24 protein-coding genes are annotated in these 16,898 nt (G+C 40.5%); all 24 read left to right on the top strand.

The features are described 5' to 3' along the window. Positions 1-85 precede the first annotated feature (85 nt). The 24 genes from ACIY19_RS08365 (at position 86) to ACIY19_RS08250 (ending at position 16,705) form a co-directional block, all read left to right on the top strand. The gene (locus ACIY19_RS08365; RefSeq protein ID WP_409003176.1) at positions 86-379 is read left to right on the top strand and encodes a hypothetical protein; all 294 of its coding nucleotides are present in this window, start codon (positions 86-88) and stop codon (positions 377-379) included. 285 nt (positions 380-664) lie between these two features. After that, the gene (locus tag ACIY19_RS08360) at positions 665-892 is read left to right on the top strand and encodes a hypothetical protein (protein WP_409003175.1); all 228 of its coding nucleotides are present in this window, start codon (positions 665-667) and stop codon (positions 890-892) included. 210 nt (positions 893-1,102) lie between these two features. Further along, positions 1,103-1,336 (top strand): ComC/BlpC family peptide pheromone/bacteriocin, encoded by a 234-nt coding sequence (locus ACIY19_RS08355; protein WP_409003174.1) that lies wholly within the window; start codon positions 1,103-1,105, stop codon positions 1,334-1,336. 31 nt (positions 1,337-1,367) lie between these two features. Next, the gene (locus ACIY19_RS08350; RefSeq protein ID WP_409003173.1) at positions 1,368-2,057 is read left to right on the top strand and encodes a lysostaphin resistance A-like protein; all 690 of its coding nucleotides are present in this window, start codon (positions 1,368-1,370) and stop codon (positions 2,055-2,057) included. A 228-nt stretch (positions 2,058-2,285) separates the two neighbouring features. Further along, the gene (locus ACIY19_RS08345) at positions 2,286-2,513 is read left to right on the top strand and encodes a Blp family class II bacteriocin (protein WP_409003172.1); all 228 of its coding nucleotides are present in this window, start codon (positions 2,286-2,288) and stop codon (positions 2,511-2,513) included. A 14-nt stretch (positions 2,514-2,527) separates the two neighbouring features. Beyond that, on the top strand, positions 2,528-2,848 hold the full coding sequence (locus ACIY19_RS08340; RefSeq protein WP_247939649.1) for a role in replication: 321 nt from the start codon (positions 2,528-2,530) through the stop codon (positions 2,846-2,848). Between the two features lie 28 nt (positions 2,849-2,876). Further along, positions 2,877-3,281, top strand: a complete 405-nt coding sequence (locus ACIY19_RS08335) for an immunity protein (protein WP_409003171.1) — start codon at positions 2,877-2,879, stop codon at positions 3,279-3,281. 84 nt (positions 3,282-3,365) lie between these two features. Next, complete coding sequence (locus tag ACIY19_RS08330; protein ID WP_409003170.1) at positions 3,366-4,055, top strand: lysostaphin resistance A-like protein; 690 nt, start codon at positions 3,366-3,368, stop codon at positions 4,053-4,055. A 40-nt stretch (positions 4,056-4,095) separates the two neighbouring features. Beyond that, the gene (blpZ, locus tag ACIY19_RS08325; protein ID WP_409003169.1) at positions 4,096-4,344 is read left to right on the top strand and encodes an immunity protein BlpZ; all 249 of its coding nucleotides are present in this window, start codon (positions 4,096-4,098) and stop codon (positions 4,342-4,344) included. A 30-nt stretch (positions 4,345-4,374) separates the two neighbouring features. Further along, positions 4,375-4,986 (top strand): CPBP family intramembrane glutamic endopeptidase, encoded by a 612-nt coding sequence (locus tag ACIY19_RS08320; RefSeq protein ID WP_084930080.1) that lies wholly within the window; start codon positions 4,375-4,377, stop codon positions 4,984-4,986. 162 nt (positions 4,987-5,148) lie between these two features. Then, the gene (ccrZ, locus tag ACIY19_RS08315; protein WP_000363005.1) at positions 5,149-5,943 is read left to right on the top strand and encodes a cell cycle regulator CcrZ; all 795 of its coding nucleotides are present in this window, start codon (positions 5,149-5,151) and stop codon (positions 5,941-5,943) included. Beyond that, positions 5,940-6,575 carry a tRNA (guanosine(46)-N7)-methyltransferase TrmB gene (gene trmB, locus ACIY19_RS08310; RefSeq protein ID WP_153224279.1) on the top strand — a complete coding sequence of 212 codons (636 nt, stop codon included), beginning with the start codon at positions 5,940-5,942 and terminating at the stop codon, positions 6,573-6,575. Before ccrZ ends, trmB begins: the two co-directional genes overlap by 4 nt. 169 nt (positions 6,576-6,744) lie before the next feature. Next, positions 6,745-7,914: a glycoside hydrolase family 3 protein gene (locus ACIY19_RS08305; RefSeq protein WP_409003168.1), complete on the top strand. Its 1,170-nt coding sequence runs from the start codon at positions 6,745-6,747 to the stop codon at positions 7,912-7,914. A gap of 128 nt (positions 7,915-8,042) precedes the next feature. Further along, on the top strand, positions 8,043-8,522 hold the full coding sequence (gene rimP / locus ACIY19_RS08300; RefSeq protein WP_409003177.1) for a ribosome maturation factor RimP: 480 nt from the start codon (positions 8,043-8,045) through the stop codon (positions 8,520-8,522). Positions 8,523-8,565: 43 nt separating this feature from the next. Beyond that, positions 8,566-9,702, top strand: coding sequence for a transcription termination factor NusA (gene nusA, locus ACIY19_RS08295; protein ID WP_000032285.1), 1,137 nt, complete (start codon positions 8,566-8,568; stop codon positions 9,700-9,702). 20 nt (positions 9,703-9,722) lie between these two features. Next, entirely contained in the window at positions 9,723-10,016 is a 294-nt protein-coding gene (gene rnpM / locus ACIY19_RS08290; RefSeq protein WP_000857560.1) for an RNase P modulator RnpM, read from the top strand. Next, positions 10,009-10,308, top strand: coding sequence for a YlxQ-related RNA-binding protein (locus tag ACIY19_RS08285; protein WP_033684789.1), 300 nt, complete (start codon positions 10,009-10,011; stop codon positions 10,306-10,308). Before rnpM ends, ACIY19_RS08285 begins: the two co-directional genes overlap by 8 nt. A 16-nt stretch (positions 10,309-10,324) precedes the next feature. Beyond that, positions 10,325-13,117: a translation initiation factor IF-2 gene (gene infB, locus ACIY19_RS08280; protein WP_409003167.1), complete on the top strand. Its 2,793-nt coding sequence runs from the start codon at positions 10,325-10,327 to the stop codon at positions 13,115-13,117. A gap of 251 nt (positions 13,118-13,368) precedes the next feature. Further along, positions 13,369-13,719: a 30S ribosome-binding factor RbfA gene (gene rbfA, locus ACIY19_RS08275; RefSeq protein ID WP_001273601.1), complete on the top strand. Its 351-nt coding sequence runs from the start codon at positions 13,369-13,371 to the stop codon at positions 13,717-13,719. A 215-nt stretch (positions 13,720-13,934) separates the two neighbouring features. After that, positions 13,935-14,117: a hypothetical protein gene (locus tag ACIY19_RS08270; protein WP_261150468.1), complete on the top strand. Its 183-nt coding sequence runs from the start codon at positions 13,935-13,937 to the stop codon at positions 14,115-14,117. Between the two features lie 265 nt (positions 14,118-14,382). Further along, the gene (locus tag ACIY19_RS08265) at positions 14,383-14,616 is read left to right on the top strand and encodes a DUF1858 domain-containing protein (RefSeq protein WP_000368739.1); all 234 of its coding nucleotides are present in this window, start codon (positions 14,383-14,385) and stop codon (positions 14,614-14,616) included. Further along, positions 14,616-15,950: a DUF438 domain-containing protein gene (locus tag ACIY19_RS08260; protein ID WP_050971556.1), complete on the top strand. Its 1,335-nt coding sequence runs from the start codon at positions 14,616-14,618 to the stop codon at positions 15,948-15,950. The genes ACIY19_RS08265 and ACIY19_RS08260 overlap by 1 nt, the downstream gene beginning before the upstream one ends. Before the next feature lie 9 nt (positions 15,951-15,959). After that, entirely contained in the window at positions 15,960-16,214 is a 255-nt protein-coding gene (locus ACIY19_RS08255) for a DUF1912 family protein (protein WP_023933271.1), read from the top strand. A gap of 95 nt (positions 16,215-16,309) precedes the next feature. Then, a complete protein-coding gene (locus ACIY19_RS08250; protein WP_138703250.1) occupies positions 16,310-16,705 on the top strand; it encodes a helix-hairpin-helix domain-containing protein in 396 nt (131 codons plus the stop codon). The last annotated feature ends 193 nt before the right edge of the window (positions 16,706-16,898 follow it).

Here is a 16,898-nt window from a genome sequence, read left to right as displayed (position 1 = left end):
TTGTCGTTAAAAACATTGTACCGTAAAAGGACTGTTATATGGCCTTTTTACTTTTACACAATTATACGGACTTTATCAAATTATCATGAGTAAAAATAGTAGAACAGAAAAAGCTAAAGTAACAGAAAGTGCAGATTTTGGAGCATATTTTTTAATCTTAGCAGTTTTAGCCGTCGGGGCGCTTGCTTATTTTTCAGAATATTTTGGGACAAGGTGGGCAAAAGTTATAGAAATAGTCGGAGCACCGTTTTCTTTAGGTTTAGGTTTTTTTGCTTTTGATAAAGGTTTTGAACTGCTAAACGATTATAAAAAGAATAAAAGAAAAGAAGACGAAGAGGAAGAAAAAAAACAACACTCAGAACTAAAAAATGTAAAATAAAGGGGTAAAAAATGGCAAGGAAAAAGAAGTAACAAAGAAGCATCACATGTGAATACAAAAACAATGTTTCAATTTGCAGAAGCTAACAGATAAATTTTCTCTTTATCCAGTCTGACTTTTGATAAGTTGGATGTTATATTATTTGAGGTGCCCTATATGAATAAGAAATCCTTTTTTATCATCTGTTCTACGTTGATCATAGCTTCGAATCTTCTCATGATTTCCGTGGTGAACAAGGGAGAAGAAACGGGGAGCAACCTGTTTGTGATTGCTATAGCCTGTGTTATGTTACCAGTCTTTTTATATGCAGTTGAAAACCAACTGACTTCATTGGTAAGAGTAGAATCAATACTCCTGATTCAGTTGACAGTTATATCCCTACTCCGTCTTATCAACAGAATAGGGAGTACGCCTGAAATCCTCAACATTATCATTACCCTTATCGCTTTGGCAAGTGGGACAGCTGCTATCCTTGTTGCGATCATGAGAATATATGAGAACATACGGAAGTGAGGGTGAGTAGTTCTCTATTTTGTATTTTCACATTGTCAAGTTCCCCCAGGGCAAGTATGTTTTTCATGCTTGCTTTTTTAAATTTTTTACAATTCAAGATGTTTTGATGACCATTTATGATTTGAGTGAAAAAAATTAATAAACAGTGATATACTAAACTTGTCAAAGTTGCAACAGGACAAAAATTAAAAATAAAAAGGAGTATTTGTCATGGATACAAAAACAATGTTTCAATTTGAAATTATGGATACTGAAATGCTTGATCATATAGAGGGTGGGGATGTATCTGATATTTATAGAGGGCACGCTTATCAGGAAGGTCCATTTGGTGCTTACCCTTCTATATTAAAAAATTCAGGTCCTTTTCCAGTAAGTGGGTACTGCCCGCGTGGTTATCATGACCGTGGTTATATAGGAGCATGTTTCCATTTATGTGGAATATAGGCTGAAATATAAGAAATGAGGAAGAGTTTCTATGAAAAAGTATCAACTTCTATTCAAAATAAGTGCAGTCTTGTCTTACTTATTTTTCGTATTTGGCCTTTCTCAGCTGACGCTTATTGTTCAAAATTATTGGCAATTTTCTTCCCAGATTGGCAATTTCGTCTGGATTCAAAATCTCTTGAGTTTGCTATTTAGCGGAGTCATGATTTGGATTCTGGTTAAGACAGGTCATGGTTATCTCTTTCACATTCCAAGAAAAAAATGGCTTTGGTATTCGATTTTGACAGTACTAGTGGTAGTGCTCCAGATCTCTTTTAACGTTCAGACAGCTAAACATGTTCAGTCAACTGCTGAAGGTTGGGCTGTATTGATCGGTTATAGTGGGACCAACTTTGCTGAGCTAGGTATCTATATAACTTTGTTCTTTCTGACTCCACTTATGGAAGAGCTAATCTATAGAGGATTACTGCAACACGCCTTTTTTAAGCATTCGAGATTTGGCCTTGATTTGCTTCTTCCTTCCATTTTATTTGCTCTTCCTCATTTTTCAAGCCTGCCTAGTTTGTTAGATATCTTCGTCTTTGCAACATCTGGCATCATCTTTGCTAGTTTGACCCGCTATACCAAGAGCATTTATCCTTCCTATACGGTGCATGTGATCAATAATATTTTCGCGACATTACCATTTTTGCTGACTTTTTTACACAGGGTGTTTAGCTAAAAATAGTAGATTAAAAATAATTATCGATTTTAAGAAGTGAATAATGGAATTTAATATTATTCACTTTTTATTAGTTGATTGGGAAGATTGTACTCTTTGAGTAATTTAAGATGTTTCGATGATAATTCAAGATTTGTATGAAAAACTTTAACAAATAGTGATATACTAAAATTGTCAATTTCAACAGGATAACAATTAAAATTAAAAATAAAAAAGGAGGTATTCGTTATGAATACAAAAACGATGTCACAATTTGAAATGATGGATACTGAGATGCTTGCGAAAGTTGAAGGAGGTTTCGGAGGTTGGGGAGATATGCTTTCTGGTTTATTGGGTGGGCTAGCACCTTCTCCAATTTTGGATCAATTAAATGGTAAGTGGCCTATTATACATTTTTCAAAACCATGTGGTCCTTATGGTATAGGGGGAACTCCCAACTCATGTAATGGTATTTAAAAAGGATTGAAGCTATGAAGGCAAAATATGGGAATCAAATTGTTGATGTTTGGGAAATTGGTCAAGCAACTCCTAAACCAAGTTGGGTAGAGGAAGCTTTTCAAAAAAATTATATGGTTTGGTTGGATAATCATGTGCGCATTCTAATGGCAGGTCTTAACACTTCTCTCGCAACGAATATCAAGTTTGGTCTAGTTGGAACAGCTGGAGGAGGATTCGCTGGTTATGGGATGTATGTTCTTGGTTATCCAGGTGATTATATAGATATCACCAATCATAGAGTTGTTTCTGCTAAAACATTTCACAAAAGTTATCAAATTTTAGAAAATGATTAGATATCATTTAATTGTAATGGAGAAAGCTATGAAAAAAATATTTTTTAAAAAACGGAACATCTTCCTTGCGAGATTGTTCCTAGGTCAGTTGCCCTTACTTGTCTCTACTTATCTATTTCTATCTCGTCAGTTTTTAAATTTTTCCTTAGTTTTCCAATTTCTTTTAGTGGTTATTAACTTGGCTTCTATTTTGGTTACTGTTTACCTTACTAGGGAAATGAGGATAAGAGAGTTTGAAGATGATGATTTGGTTAGTCCTAGAACCAATCAACTCATGTTCATCGGATTGACAGGTTTTATGTCTATTATTTGTTTGTATAGGGGTATCACAGCGGGAGAATCCTACCAACAACTAATTGCCTATATTGGCGCCATTCTCTGCTTGCTTATCATGCTGTTGCTCATTTGGGGTTTGAAGTATTATAAAAAGTAGTTTGTTTTATATGGGACTAACCTATGGTCTGGCAAGGGGAGGTACTAGGCTAGTTGTTGCCTTGTAGATAGTAGGAGGAGTTATATGAAAAAACATCCTATTCTTTTCAAAGCGAGTGCAATTCTTTCTTATTTGTTTCTGTTTTTCGGACTGTTTTGGACAACCCAATTTTGGAGCAATTATTGGGAGTTCTCGTCTTGGGTAGGAAATCTTATCTGGATTCGAAACATCATCAGCCTTCTCTTTATCTGCTTGATAGTTTGGATTTTGGTCAGGTCGGGCCATGCTTATCTTTTTCGCATCCCTAGGAAAAAGTGGTTGAGCTATTCTATTCTGACGGTGTTAGCAGCCATTGTGCTTATCTGCTTTAACTATCTGACAGCTAAACACGTTCAGGGGACGAACGAAGGTTGGAATTTGTTTATTGCCTATAGTGAGACCAATTTTGCGGAGTTTGGTGTTTACCTAACCTTAATCGTACTAGGACCTCTGATGGAAGAATTGGTATGTAGGGGACTGCTTCAACATGCCTTCTTTAAGAATTCGAGGTGGGGGCTGGATCTTCTCTTTCCGTCATTCTTATTTGCCTTGCCCCACTTTTCTAGTTTGCCAAGTCTCGCAGATATTTTTGTCTATACGGCAGTGGGCTGTCTATTTGCCTGTCTAACACGTTATACGAAGAGTATCTATCCTTCTTATTCGATTCATATTGTTAATAATATCATCGCAAACTTACCATTTTTGCTCACTTTTCTACATAGAGTCTTGGGGTAAAAAACAAAAGGTTTGCTTTTCAGCCATAGAGGAGGTTATCATGTATAAACACTTATTTTTCCTAGATTCAAAAACCTTAGACTGGTTGACACCTTATATTCTAGTCTTGGCTTCTGACACCATTGCCTTTAATGTTTTTGTGCTAACCTTTGTATCTGTTGTGGCCTTTTATTTCCTAAATCCCATGCTATCTTTAATGGCTATCTTCTTAGGAGCTGGCTATGTTGTCGGATTTTGGCTACTAAAATGGTTTGTTTTGGAAAGACTAGAGTTAAAGGATGACTTGTAGGGAAGTTTGTTTGTTGAGGAGGATAATTTTATGAAGTTTTTTGATAAATTTCATGCCTTTTGCTTTGGATTTTTAGTACTACTAATCGTCATTACAGTTCCTTATACGATTAACCATGGGGATTTTTTTCAAAATGAATCTGAATTGATTATTGTAAGTCTTCTAGTAACCTCGCTGAGTGTTGCTTATGCTAGACAGTTTGAAATGATTTCTTTTGGGATGTTAAGCAAGAAACAACTTTTGCTTTTCATTGAAATCTTTCTTCTAAGTCTGCTTGAGACGCTGGTTTATATTCATTTCTTCGCTGTTTCTTCTGGCGCAGGAGTTCAACACTTGGCGGAAGTCAGCAGAGGAATTTCTCTGTCTTTGATTTTGACTTCCTCAGTTTTTGGCCCCATCCAGGAGGAACTCATTTTCAGAGGACTTCTTCAAGGTGCGGTTTTTGACAACTCTTGGTTAGGGCTTGTGCTAACTTCCTCTCTCTTTTCTTTCATGCATGGACCTTCTAATGTCCCTTCGTTTATTTTTTATCTACTTGGGGGCTTGTTGCTGGGTTTTGCTTATAAAAAGAGCCAAAACCTATGGGTTTCTACTCTAGTCCACATGTTTTACAACAGTTGGCCACTCCTATATTATTTATAAAAATCATGAAAAGGTAAGTAGGAGATGGTGCTTGCCTTTTTCAAGTTATAATGATAGCCCGAGCCAATTGAGATGCTTTTCTTTGAGAATCGGGCGTGGAGCGGTTGACGAATAGGCCAAAAACTAGTAGAATAGTAAGGAAACTTTATACGGAGGAAAGAAATGGATTTGGGTGATAATGAGCTAACACTGACTCCCATACCTGGGAAAAGTGGCAAGGCTTATATGGGTAGCTATCCTGATGGGAAGCGCATCTTTGTAAAAATGAACACCTCTCCAATCCTACCTGGTCTAGCTAGAGAACAAATTGCTCCACAATTATTATGGAGTCGCCGTTTGGCAGATGGGCGTGATATGTGTGCTCAAGAATGGTTGACAGGCAAGATATTGACCCCCTATGATATGAATCGTAAGCAAATCGTCAATATTTTAACCCGTCTTCATCGCTCGCGTCCCTTGATGACACAGTTGAGTCGTTTGGGATATGCCATGGAAACACCTGTAGATTTACTACAGTCTTGGCAAGAAACGGCTCCAGATGCTTTGCGTAAAAATCATTTTATCAGTGAAGTGATGGCTGATTTACGTCAGACTATTCCAGGATTTAGAGAGGACTATGCGACCATTGTCCATGGAGATGTACGACATAGTAATTGGATTGAGACAGACAGTGGCTTGATTTATTTGGTGGATTGGGATTCGGTTCGCTTGACCGACCGCATGTTTGACGTTGCTCACATGCTCTGCCATTATATTCCAGAACATCAGTGGAAGGAATGGTTGACCTACTACGGTTATAAGTACAATCAAACGGTATTAAATAAATTGTATTGGTACGGTCAATTGTCTTATTTGAGCCAGATTTCCAAGTATTATATGAACCAAGATTTAGAAAATGTCAATCGGGAGATTCATGGCTTGCGTCACTTCCGAGACAAGTATGGAAAGAGAAGATGAGAGTTAGAAATCGTAAAGGGGCGACAGAATTACTAGAGGCAAATCCCCAGTATGTAGTCCTCAATCCCTTGGAAGCCAAGGGGAAATGGCGGGACTTGTTTGGCAATGATAATCCCATTCATGTGGAAGTTGGAAGTGGAAAGGGTGCCTTTGTTTCAGGTATGGCCAAACAAAATCCGGACATCAATTATATCGGGATTGATATTCAAAAGTCTGTTTTGAGCTACGCTTTGGACAAGGTGCTTGAAGTTGGAGTGCCTAACATTAAGCTCTTGTGGGTAGATGGTTCTGACTTGACTGACTACTTTGAAGACGGTGAGATTAATCGCTTGTATCTGAATTTTTCAGATCCATGGCCTAAAAAACGCCATGAAAAGCGTCGTTTGACCTACAAGACTTTCTTGGATACCTTCAAGCGTATCTTACCTGAAAATGGAGAAATTCATTTCAAAACGGATAACCGTGGCTTGTTTGAGTACAGCCTAGTGAGTTTTTCTCAATATGGCATGAAGCTCAATGGTGTTTGGCTCGATTTACATGCCAGTGATTTTGAAGGCAATGTCATGACAGAATATGAACAAAAATTCTCCAACAAGGGGCAAGTTATCTACCGAGTTGAGGCTCAGTTTTAATCTAAAGGGATTTCAAAAACTGTTTCTTACTCAAAAGTTAAACGAATCATATATTCCAAGGATTTAGTTCTGTATTGCACAGGATTAGGTCCTTTTAGTTTGATTTTGAAACAGTTGATTTTTGCTAAGAGTGTATTTGTGGCCAGATAAGTGGTATAATGAAAAGGTTATGAGAAATAGTATAAATCCTCTTGTATTCTATCTTTTCTTTTTCCTTGTGATAGGTAGTTTGATTTTTTCTGATTATCAACAACATAGACAAGTAGAGGTGCAGGCTGAAAAAGAGGTGCAAGTAGAAAAAACTGAGACAACTATTGAAACCAGTGAAGGAGAGGAAAATAAGGTTATCGAAGACAGATTGGCCACGATGACCTTGGAGGAGAAAGTAGGACAATTATTTTGGGCCAGAGTTCCTTCTGATCATCAGATAGAAGATCTTCAATCCTATCATTTGTCTGGTTATATCTTATTTGGAAGAGATTTTGAGGGGCGAACTATAGACGATATGAAGGCTTTGACAAAGGACTACCAAGCTGCTGCCAAGATTCCTTTGTTGATTGGTTCAGATGAAGAAGGAGGGACAGTGACTCGTATTAGTTCGATTTTAGAAACTCCTTTCCAATCTCCTATGGCACTTTATCAGCGAGGGGGAATGGAGGCGGTACTTTCTGATACGAAGCAAAAGGCAGAACTACTAAAATCTGTTGGGATCAATGCTGGACTTTTCCCGGTTGCAGATCTTGCAAGGGATCAATCTGCTTTCATTTATGATCGAACGATTGGACAAGATGCCCAAATAACTGCAAGCTATGTTCAACAGGTTGTAGAAGAACTTAAAAAGAGTAAGGTTGGGTCAACCTTGAAACATTTTCCAGGATATGGCGATAATGGAGACAGTCATACTGCCATTATCCAAGATAATCGTTCTCTGGATGAATTAAGACAAGCCGATTTTCTTCCTTTTCAAGCTGGGATAGATGCAGGGGCGGATAGTGTCTTAGTCTCTCACAATATCCTATCTAAAATCGATACAGTGCCGTCATCCATCTCCCCAAAAATCACGGATCTTCTTCGAAATGAATTGCATTTCAAAGGTGTCATTATGACGGATGATTTTGATATGGCAGGCATAGCCGATTTTGTCAATCAGGACGAGGCTGCTTTTCAAGTGATTCTAGCTGGAAATGACCTGATTCTAGGGTCATCCTATCAAACCCAGATCCCTTATCTATTAAAGAAAATTTCCTCTGGAGAGTTGACAGAAGAACGTATTGATGAGTCTGTCAGACGTATTTTAACTTGGAAATACGACTTGGGCTTATTAGGAGTGGCGCAGTAAGTCTTGTAAGCCTAGATAAAAAGCTTCAAGGTCAAATCCTTGCAGGTTGGTTCGATTTGTGTTATACTTGTATCAAGAATATGAGAAAGAGAGGCGGGGAAATATCTTCGCCTCTTGCTTATGAGGAGGTGGACGCAATCGCAACAATCGTAGAATTAGTCAGAGAAGTTGTAGAACCTGTCATTCAAGAACCTTTCGAACTCGTGGATATCGAGTATGGAAAGATTGGCAGTGACATGATTCTCAGTATTTTTGTAGATAAACCTGAAGGAATTACCTTGAACGATACGGCAGACTTGACAGAAATTATCAGTCCTGTCCTAGACACCATCAAGCCAGATCCCTTCCCAGAACAATATTTCCTAGAAATCACCAGTCCAGGTTTGGAACGTCCTTTAAAAACCAAGGATGCCATTGCTGGAGCGGTTGGGAAATACATCCATGTCGGGCTCTACCAAGCCATCGATAAGCAAAAAGTCTTTGAAGGAACCTTGTTGGCCTTTGAAGAGGACGAGTTGACTATGGAATATATGGACAAGACGCGTAAGAAAACTGTCCAAATTCCATACAGTTTAGTATCAAAAGCACGTTTAGCAGTTAAATTATAGAAAAAGAAAGGATAGCTTTTGAGGATTCAAAAGTGAAGAAAACATGAGTAAAGAAATGCTAGAGGCCTTCCGCATTTTGGAAGAAGACAAGGGAATCAAAAAAGAAGATATCATCGACGCAGTAGTAGAGTCGCTTCGTTCCGCTTATCGCAGACGCTATGGTCAATCTGATAGCGTAGCTATTGACTTCAATGAAAAAACAGGTGACTTTACAGTTTATACGGTCCGTGAAGTTGTTGATGAAGTATTTGATAGCCGTTTGGAAATCAGTTTGAAAGATGCTCTTGCCATTAATTCAGCCTATGAACTTGGAGACAAAATCAAGTTTGAAGAAGCACCTGCTGAGTTTGGTCGTGTAGCAGCTCAATCTGCCAAACAAACCATCATGGAAAAAATGCGTAAGCAAACACGTGCCATCACATACAACACTTACAAAGAGCATGAACAAGAAATTATGTCTGGTACTGTAGAACGCTTTGACAATCGCTTCATCTATGTCAACCTTGGCAGCATCGAAGCCCAATTGTCAAAACAAGACCAAATTCCTGGAGAAGTGTTTGCTTCTCATGATCGTATCGAAGTATATGTCTATAAGGTTGAAGACAATCCTCGTGGTGTCAACGTATTTGTTAGCCGTAGCCATCCAGAAATGATCAAACGTTTGATGGAGCAAGAAATTCCAGAAGTTTATGACGGAACTGTTGAAATCATGAGCGTGGCTCGTGAAGCTGGTGACCGTACTAAGGTTGCCGTTCGTAGCCATAATCCAAATGTGGACGCTATCGGTACAATTGTTGGACGTGGTGGTGCTAATATCAAGAAGATTACCAGCAAATTCCACCCAGCTCGCTACGATGCCAAGAGCGACCGTATGGTGCCAATCGAAGAAAATATCGACGTTATCGAGTGGGTAGCAGATCCAGCTGAATTTATTTACAATGCCATTGCTCCTGCTGAAGTTGACCAAGTTATCTTTGATGAAAATGACAGCAAACGTGCCTTGGTGGTCGTTCCTGATAACAAGCTTTCTCTTGCTATCGGTCGTCGTGGGCAAAACGTTCGCTTGGCAGCTCACTTGACTGGTTACCGTATCGATATCAAGTCTGCTAGCGAATTTGAAGCCATGGAAGAAGCTGGTTCGGTAGATTTGGAAGCAGAAAACGATACTGTAGAAGAATAAAAGCTGCTGAGGAGGGAAAGATGAAAACGAGAAAAATCCCTTTGCGCAAGTCTGTTGTGTCTAACGAAGTGATTGATAAGCGTGATTTGCTCCGCATTGTTAAAAACAAGGAAGGACAAGTCTTTATCGATCCGACAGGCAAGGCCAACGGCCGTGGCGCTTATATCAAGCTAGACAATGCAGAAGCCCTAGAGGCGAAAAAAAAGAAGGTCTTTAACCGCAGCTTTAATATGGAAGTTGAAGAAAGCTTTTATGACGAGTTGATCGCTTATGTGGATCACAAAGTGAAAAGAAGAGAGTTAGGACTTGAATAAGCAAAAGATAAGCAATCTCTTGGGACTTGCTCAGCGAGCAGGGCGGATCATATCGGGTGAAGAATTGGTAGTCAAGGCCATTCAAGACGGCAAGGCCAAGTTGGTCTTTCTAGCCCATGATGCTGGACCCAATCTGACCAAGAAGATTCAAGATAAAAGTCAGTATTATCAAGTAGAAATTGTAACCGTGTTTTCAACACTGGAATTAAGCATAGCAGTCGGGAAATCGAGAAAGGTTTTGGCTGTAACAGATGCTGGATTTACAAAGAAAATGAGGTCTCTTATGGAATAGAAGAGGAGGACATGATTTGTCTAAGAAAAGATTGTACGAAATCGCAAAAGAACTTGGAAAAGAAAGTAAAGAAGTTGTAGCGCGTGCAAAAGAGTTGGGCTTGGATGTGAAAAGCCACTCATCAAGTGTGGAAGAAGCTGTCGCTGCAAAAATCGCTGCCAGCTTTAAGCCTGCAGCTGCTCCGAAAGAAGAAGCAAAACCTGCAGCACCAAAAGCAAGTGCAGAAAAGAAAGCCGAAAAATCTGAGCCAGCTAAACCAGCTGTAGCTAAGGAAGAGGTAAAACCGGCTGAGCCAGTTGCTCCGAAGGCAGAAAAAGTAGCAACAAAACCGCAAAGCCGTAATTTCAAGGCTGAGCGTGAAGCCCGTGCCAAAGAGCAGGCAGAACGACGCAAGCAAAATAAGGGCAATAACCGTGACCAACAACAAAACGGCAACCGTCAGAAAAATGACGGCCGTAATGGCGGAAAACAAGGTCAAGGCAACCGCGACAATCGTCGCTTTAATGATCAAGCTAAAAAACAGCAAGGTCAGCAAAATCGTGGAAACGAGCGCCGTCAACAAGAGGACAAACGTCCAAATCAAGCGACTCCACGCATTGACTTTAAAGCCCGTGCAGCAGCCCTGAAAGCAGAGCAAAACGCAGAGTACGCTCGTTCAAGCGAGGAACGTTTCAAGCAGACTCAGGCTGCCAAAGAAGCCTTGGCTCAAGCTAACAAACGCAAGGAGCCAGAGGAAATCTTTGAAGAAGCTGCTAAGTTAGCTGAACAAGCGCAACAAGTTCAAGCAGTGGTTGAAACAGCTCCTGTGAAAAAAGAAGTTGCAGTGGATACACGTCGTAAGAAGCAAGCCCGACCAGACAAAGAGCGCGATGATTACGATCGCGAAGAAGATGGTCCTAGAAAACAACAAAAGAATCGAAGTAGTCAAAATCAAGTGAGAAATCAAAGAAATAGTAACTGGAATAACAACAAAAAGAACAAAAAAGGCAATAACAAGAACAACCGTAATCAGACTCCAAAACCTGTTACAGAACGTAAATTCCATGAATTGCCAACAGAATTTGAATATACAGATGGTATGACTGTTGCGGAAATCGCAAAACGTATCAAACGTGAACCAGCTGAAATCGTTAAGAAACTTTTCATGATGGGTGTCATGGCCACACAAAACCAATCCTTGGATGGGGAAACAATCGAACTCCTCATGGTGGATTACGGTATCGAAGCCAAGCAAAAGGTTGAAGTGGATAATGCCGACATCGAACGTTTCTTTGTCGAAGATGGTTATCTCAATGAAGATGAATTGGTAGAGCGTCCACCAGTTGTAACTATCATGGGACACGTTGACCACGGTAAAACAACACTCCTAGATACCCTTCGTAACTCTCGTGTTGCGACAGGTGAAGCAGGTGGTATCACTCAGCATATCGGTGCCTACCAAATCGTGGAAAATGGCAAGAAGATTACCTTCCTTGATACACCAGGACACGCGGCCTTTACATCTATGCGTGCGCGTGGTGCATCTGTTACCGATATTACTATCTTGGTCGTAGCGGCAGATGACGGGGTTATGCCTCAGACAATTGAAGCCATCAACCACTCAAAAGCGGCCAACGTTCCAATCATCGTAGCCATCAACAAGATTGATAAACCGGGTGCCAACCCAGAACGCGTCATTGGTGAATTGGCAGAGCATGGTGTTATGTCAACTGCTTGGGGTGGAGATTCTGAATTTGTTGAAATCTCAGCTAAATTCAACCAAAATATCGATGAACTCTTGGAAACAGTCCTTCTTGTGGCTGAAATCCAAGAACTTAAGGCAGACCCAACAGTGCGTGCGATCGGTACAGTTATCGAAGCGCGCTTGGATAAAGGAAAAGGTGCGGTCGCAACCCTTCTTGTTCAACAAGGTACCTTGAATGTTCAAGACCCAATCGTTGTCGGAAATACCTTCGGTCGTGTTCGTGCTATGACCAATGACCTTGGTCGTCGTGTTAAGGTTGCAGGCCCATCAACACCAGTTTCTATCACAGGTTTGAACGAAGCGCCAATGGCGGGTGATCACTTTGCCGTTTACGAGGATGAAAAATCTGCGCGTGCAGCAGGTGAAGAGCGTGCTAAACGTGCCCTTATGAAACAACGTCAAGCTACCCAACGTGTCAGCCTTGAAAACCTCTTTGATACCCTTAAAGCTGGTGAACTCAAATCAGTTAACGTTATCATCAAGGCCGACGTACAAGGTTCTGTTGAAGCCCTTTCTGCCTCACTTCAGAAAATCGATGTGGAAGGTGTTAAAGTGACCATCGTTCACTCAGCGGTCGGTGCGATCAACGAATCAGACGTGACTCTTGCGGAAGCTTCAAATGCCTTTATCGTTGGTTTCAACGTACGCCCTACACCGCAAGCTCGTCAACAAGCAGAAGCTGACGATGTGGAAATCCGTCTCCACAGCATTATCTACAAGGTTATCGAAGAGATGGAAGAAGCCATGAAAGGGATGCTTGATCCAGAATTCGAAGAAAAAGTTATCGGTGAAGCAGTTATCCGTGAAACCTTCAAGGTATCTAAAGTCGGAACTATCGGTGGATTCATGGTTATCAACGGTAAGGTTACCCGTGACTCTAAAGTCCGTGTTATTCGTGACGGTGTTGTTATCTATGACGGTGAACTTGCAAGCTTGAAACACTACAAAGACGACGTCAAAGAAGTTACAAACGGCCGTGAAGGTGGATTGATGATCGATGGCTACAATGATATCAAGACTGATGATGTGATTGAGGCTTATGTCATGGAAGAAATCAAACGATAAGATTTTTTGCTCCTTTCTTAGGTGGTGAGGGACGCAAGCAAACCGATGGTTTCATTGCTTATTTTTGAGCCTAGGGTCTCAAAAATCCCCTGTGATGGGACTGATAAATCAGTTCCATCACTTTCACCACGGCGAAAGAAGCGGATGATTTCAAATTGAACTTCGTTCCAATTTGAAATGAAAATCAATAAGTTTAAAAATAGCTAGGTCTGCTGGCCTAGCTTTTGGTTCAAAGTAGAGAAAGGAATATCATGGCAAATCATTTCCGTACGGATCGTGTGGGCATGGAAATCAAGCGTGAAGTCAATGAGATTTTGCAAAAGAAAGTCCGTGATCCGCGTGTCCAAGGTGTGACCATCACAGATGTTCAGATGCTAGGTGACTTGTCTGTTGCCAAGGTTTACTACACCATTTTGAGTAACCTTGCTTCAGATAACCAGAAAGCTCAAATCGGGCTTGAAAAAGCAACTGGTACTATCAAACGTGAACTTGGTCGCAATTTAAAATTGTACAAAATCCCAGATTTGACTTTCGTCAAAGACGAATCCATCGAATATGGAAACAAGATTGACGAGATGCTACGCAATCTGGATAAGAACTAAGAAGGAGGGGCAACCCTCTTTTTTGGTGGAGGAATGGCTATAAAATATACTGGAGGAATCTTTCCAGAGTTAAACATTATTAAGAAGCTTTATAAAATTCAGCTTGTATGATATTATAGGAAATGAAAGAGTGAGATAAAACGATTTTTCAGCGATAGCCAGCAAGGCTGGTATCGTTAATATTTTGAAAGTGTAGTTAAACGAGGGAAGATAATATGGGACTTATAAAAACTCTAGCTAAAACTTACGGGAATTACTTTTTGACCATGCAAGGTGTAAAAGTCATGAAAACGATAAAGAAAGATGATAATGCCGTTGTCGGTTTTGGGAAACTCTTTATTGCAGACAAGTTAATGGATACGGCTCGGTGGCTCATCAAGCCAGAGGATAAAAAATGAAATTTTTCTGGGGACTTCTTGCCATTATTTTTATAAAACCGATTATTGGAATTATGAAATTCTTTTGGATGATCATCTCTTTTGCAGTCCAATTGTTGTTTTACAAGATAGTATTTAAGATATTGGAATGGCTCTTTAAACTTATTTAGGTCGTAATTCAAGTCGCAGAGAACTAGCAGGAACTCCACTGCTAGTTTTTTAATCTCTTTCCTTATGGTATAATAAAACAAGCAAAATCATTTTAGAACATACAATGGAGGTCGTCATGGACAATATCATCGATGTGTCAATTCCTGTTGCAGAAGTGGTGGACAAGCATCCAGAAGTTTTGGAAATCCTAGTGGAGTTAGGTTTTAAACCCCTTGCCAACCCCTTGATGCGTAATACAGTTGGTCGCAAAGTATCGCTTAAGCAGGGCTCTAAGCTTGAAGGAACTCCTATGGACAAGATTGTCCGCACACTGGAAGCGAATGGCTACGAAGTGATTGGGTTAGACTAATGGCAGATGAACGAATTCATGTCCTGCGGGATATTTTGTTAGAATTGCATAATGGCTCCTCTCCTGAGTCGGTTCAGGAGCGCTTTGATGCGACCTTTACAGGTGTTTCAGCCATCGAGATTTCCCTTATGGAGCACGAGCTGATGAACTCAGACTCAGGTGTCACCTTTGAAGATGTCATGGAACTCTGTGATGTTCATGCCAATCTTTTTAAAAATGCTGTTAAGGATGTCGAAGTTGCAGATACCGAGCACCCAGGTCACCCAGTTCGGATTTTCAAAGAAGAAAATCTAGCCCTCCGTGCGGCCTTGATTCGTATTCGGAGATTGTTGGATACCTATGAGTCTATGGAAGATGAAGAAATGCTGGCGGAGATGCGCAAGGGCTTGGTGCGTCAGATGGGTCTTTTGGGGCAATTTGACATCCATTACCAACGTAAGGAAGAGCTCTTCTTCCCCATCATGGAGCGCTATGGACACGATTCACCTCCAAAAGTTATGTGGGGAGTGGATGATCAGATCAGGGAACTCTTTCAAACAGCTTTAGCGACAGCCAAGTCACTACCAGAAGTGTCAATTAGCAGCGTAAAAGAAGCTTTTGAAGCTTTTGCGACAGAGTTTGAAAGTATGATTTTCAAGGAAGAATCTATCCTTCTCATGATTCTCCTTGAGTCCTTTACTCAGGATGACTGGCTTCAGATTGCGGAGGAGAGCGATGCCTATGGCTATGCTATTATCCGTCCGTCTGAGAAATGGGTGCCAGAACGCCAGAGTTTTGTTGAGGAAAAGAGTGAAGAGGAGCCTGTACAGCTAGATACGGCAGAGGGTCAAGTTCAGCAGGTTATTGATACGCCAGAAGGACAGTTTACCATTACCTTTACCCCTAAGGAAAAGGAAGCAGTGCTGGACCGCCATAGTCAGCAGTCTTTTGGTAATGGCTATCTTTCAGTCGAGCAGGCTAATCTCATCCTCAATCACCTCCCCATGGAAATTACCTTTGTCAATAAAGACGATATTTTCCAGTATTACAATGACAATACGCCAGCTGATGAGATGATTTTCAAACGAACGCCGTCCCAAGTCGGGCGCAATGTCGAACTCTGTCATCCGCCTAAGTATTTGGACAAGGTCAAGGCTATCATGAAGGGACTTCGTGAGGGGACCAAGGACAAGTATGAAATGTGGTTCAAGTCTGAGTCGCGAGGTAAGTTTGTCCACATCACCTATGCTGCAGTACACGATGAAAACGGAGAATTCCAAGGTGTACTGGAATACGTTCAGGATATCCATCCCTACCGTGAGATTGATACGGACTATTTCCGTGGATTAGAATAAGGAGAAAAAATGAGTTACGAACAAGAATTTATGAAGGAATTTGAAGCTTGGGTCAATACCCAAATCATGATTAACGACATGGCGCACAAGGAAAGCCAAAAAGTTTACGAAGAAGACCAGGACGAGCGTGCCAAAGATGCCATGATTCGCTACGAGAGTCGCTTGGATGCTTATCTGTTCTTGCTTGGTAAGTTTGAAAACTTCAAAGTAGGCAAGGGATTCCATGATTTGCCAGAAGGCTTGTTTGGTGAGCGAAATTATTAAACGAGAAAGATTCTTGATTTTTCACTAAAATCTTGATAGAATGTTTATGTTAAATCCTTGTCAGAGCAGGGATTTTTTATTGAAAGGATTTTATCATGTCAAAGAAACTCAATCGTAAAAAACAATTGCGAAATGGCCTCCGTCGCGCAGGTGCCTTTTCAAGTACTGTGACTAAGGTTGTAGATGAGACAAAAAAAGTCGTGAAGCGTGCAGAACAGTCAGCAAGCGCAGCTGGTAAGGCTGTTTCTAAAAAAGTTGAACAAGCAGTAGAAGCTACCAAAGAGCAAGCTCAAAAAGTAGTTAATTCTGTAGAAGATTTTGCAGCAAATTTGGGTGGACTTCCACTTGATCGTGCCAAGACTTTCTATGATGAAGGAATCAAGTCTGCTTCAGATTTCAAAAACTGGACTGAAAAAGAACTCCTTGCCTTGAAAGGAATCGGCCCAGCTACCATCAAGAAATTGAAAGAAAATAGCATCAAGTTCAAGTAATTTTTCTTTAGTCTTGCATTTCCGAGAAAAACTTGCTACAATAGAGCCATTAGAGGTGTTTTGAATCCCACATTTTACAGAAAGTGGCGGCGCTGAGAAGTCCACAAATGTGTCAAAACTGGTTGCTAATGACTGAAAAAATGAAATATTTCTGTCTTTTTATTTTAAAGACTAAAGATGCGGGCTTGGCCCG

This window comes from Streptococcus sp. ST14, from assembly GCF_046098195.1.
Lineage (GTDB): Bacteria > Bacillota > Bacilli > Lactobacillales > Streptococcaceae > Streptococcus.
Note: the sequence above shows the minus strand (reverse complement) of the source record. Positions and strands in the feature narration are given on the sequence as shown.

Bases quoted from the DNA above. Each gene is read 5' to 3' on its own strand.
- rnpM (WP_000857560.1), top strand. From the start codon at position 9,723: ATGAAAACGAGAAAAATCCCTTTGCGCAAGTCTGTTGTGTCTAACGAA.
- ACIY19_RS08320 (WP_084930080.1), top strand. From the start codon at position 4,375: ATGAAGTTTTTTGATAAATTTCATGCCTTTTGCTTTGGATTTTTAGTA.
- ACIY19_RS08305 (WP_409003168.1), top strand. From the start codon at position 6,745: ATGAGAAATAGTATAAATCCTCTTGTATTCTATCTTTTCTTTTTCCTT.
- ACIY19_RS08365 (WP_409003176.1), top strand. From the start codon at position 86: ATGAGTAAAAATAGTAGAACAGAAAAAGCTAAAGTAACAGAAAGTGCA.
- ACIY19_RS08335 (WP_409003171.1), top strand. From the start codon at position 2,877: ATGAAAAAAATATTTTTTAAAAAACGGAACATCTTCCTTGCGAGATTG.
- ACIY19_RS08270 (WP_261150468.1), top strand. From the start codon at position 13,935: ATGGGACTTATAAAAACTCTAGCTAAAACTTACGGGAATTACTTTTTG.
- nusA (WP_000032285.1), top strand. From the start codon at position 8,566: ATGAGTAAAGAAATGCTAGAGGCCTTCCGCATTTTGGAAGAAGACAAG.
- ACIY19_RS08265 (WP_000368739.1), top strand. From the start codon at position 14,383: ATGGACAATATCATCGATGTGTCAATTCCTGTTGCAGAAGTGGTGGAC.
- ACIY19_RS08250 (WP_138703250.1), top strand. From the start codon at position 16,310: ATGTCAAAGAAACTCAATCGTAAAAAACAATTGCGAAATGGCCTCCGT.
- ACIY19_RS08350 (WP_409003173.1), top strand. From the start codon at position 1,368: ATGAAAAAGTATCAACTTCTATTCAAAATAAGTGCAGTCTTGTCTTAC.
- ACIY19_RS08345 (WP_409003172.1), top strand. From the start codon at position 2,286: ATGAATACAAAAACGATGTCACAATTTGAAATGATGGATACTGAGATG.
- rbfA (WP_001273601.1), top strand. From the start codon at position 13,369: ATGGCAAATCATTTCCGTACGGATCGTGTGGGCATGGAAATCAAGCGT.
- ACIY19_RS08340 (WP_247939649.1), top strand. From the start codon at position 2,528: ATGAAGGCAAAATATGGGAATCAAATTGTTGATGTTTGGGAAATTGGT.
- trmB (WP_153224279.1), top strand. From the start codon at position 5,940: ATGAGAGTTAGAAATCGTAAAGGGGCGACAGAATTACTAGAGGCAAAT.
- blpZ (WP_409003169.1), top strand. From the start codon at position 4,096: ATGTATAAACACTTATTTTTCCTAGATTCAAAAACCTTAGACTGGTTG.
- ccrZ (WP_000363005.1), top strand. From the start codon at position 5,149: ATGGATTTGGGTGATAATGAGCTAACACTGACTCCCATACCTGGGAAA.
- ACIY19_RS08255 (WP_023933271.1), top strand. From the start codon at position 15,960: ATGAGTTACGAACAAGAATTTATGAAGGAATTTGAAGCTTGGGTCAAT.
- ACIY19_RS08360 (WP_409003175.1), top strand. From the start codon at position 665: ATGTTACCAGTCTTTTTATATGCAGTTGAAAACCAACTGACTTCATTG.
- ACIY19_RS08355 (WP_409003174.1), top strand. From the start codon at position 1,103: ATGGATACAAAAACAATGTTTCAATTTGAAATTATGGATACTGAAATG.
- ACIY19_RS08330 (WP_409003170.1), top strand. From the start codon at position 3,366: ATGAAAAAACATCCTATTCTTTTCAAAGCGAGTGCAATTCTTTCTTAT.
- ACIY19_RS08260 (WP_050971556.1), top strand. From the start codon at position 14,616: ATGGCAGATGAACGAATTCATGTCCTGCGGGATATTTTGTTAGAATTG.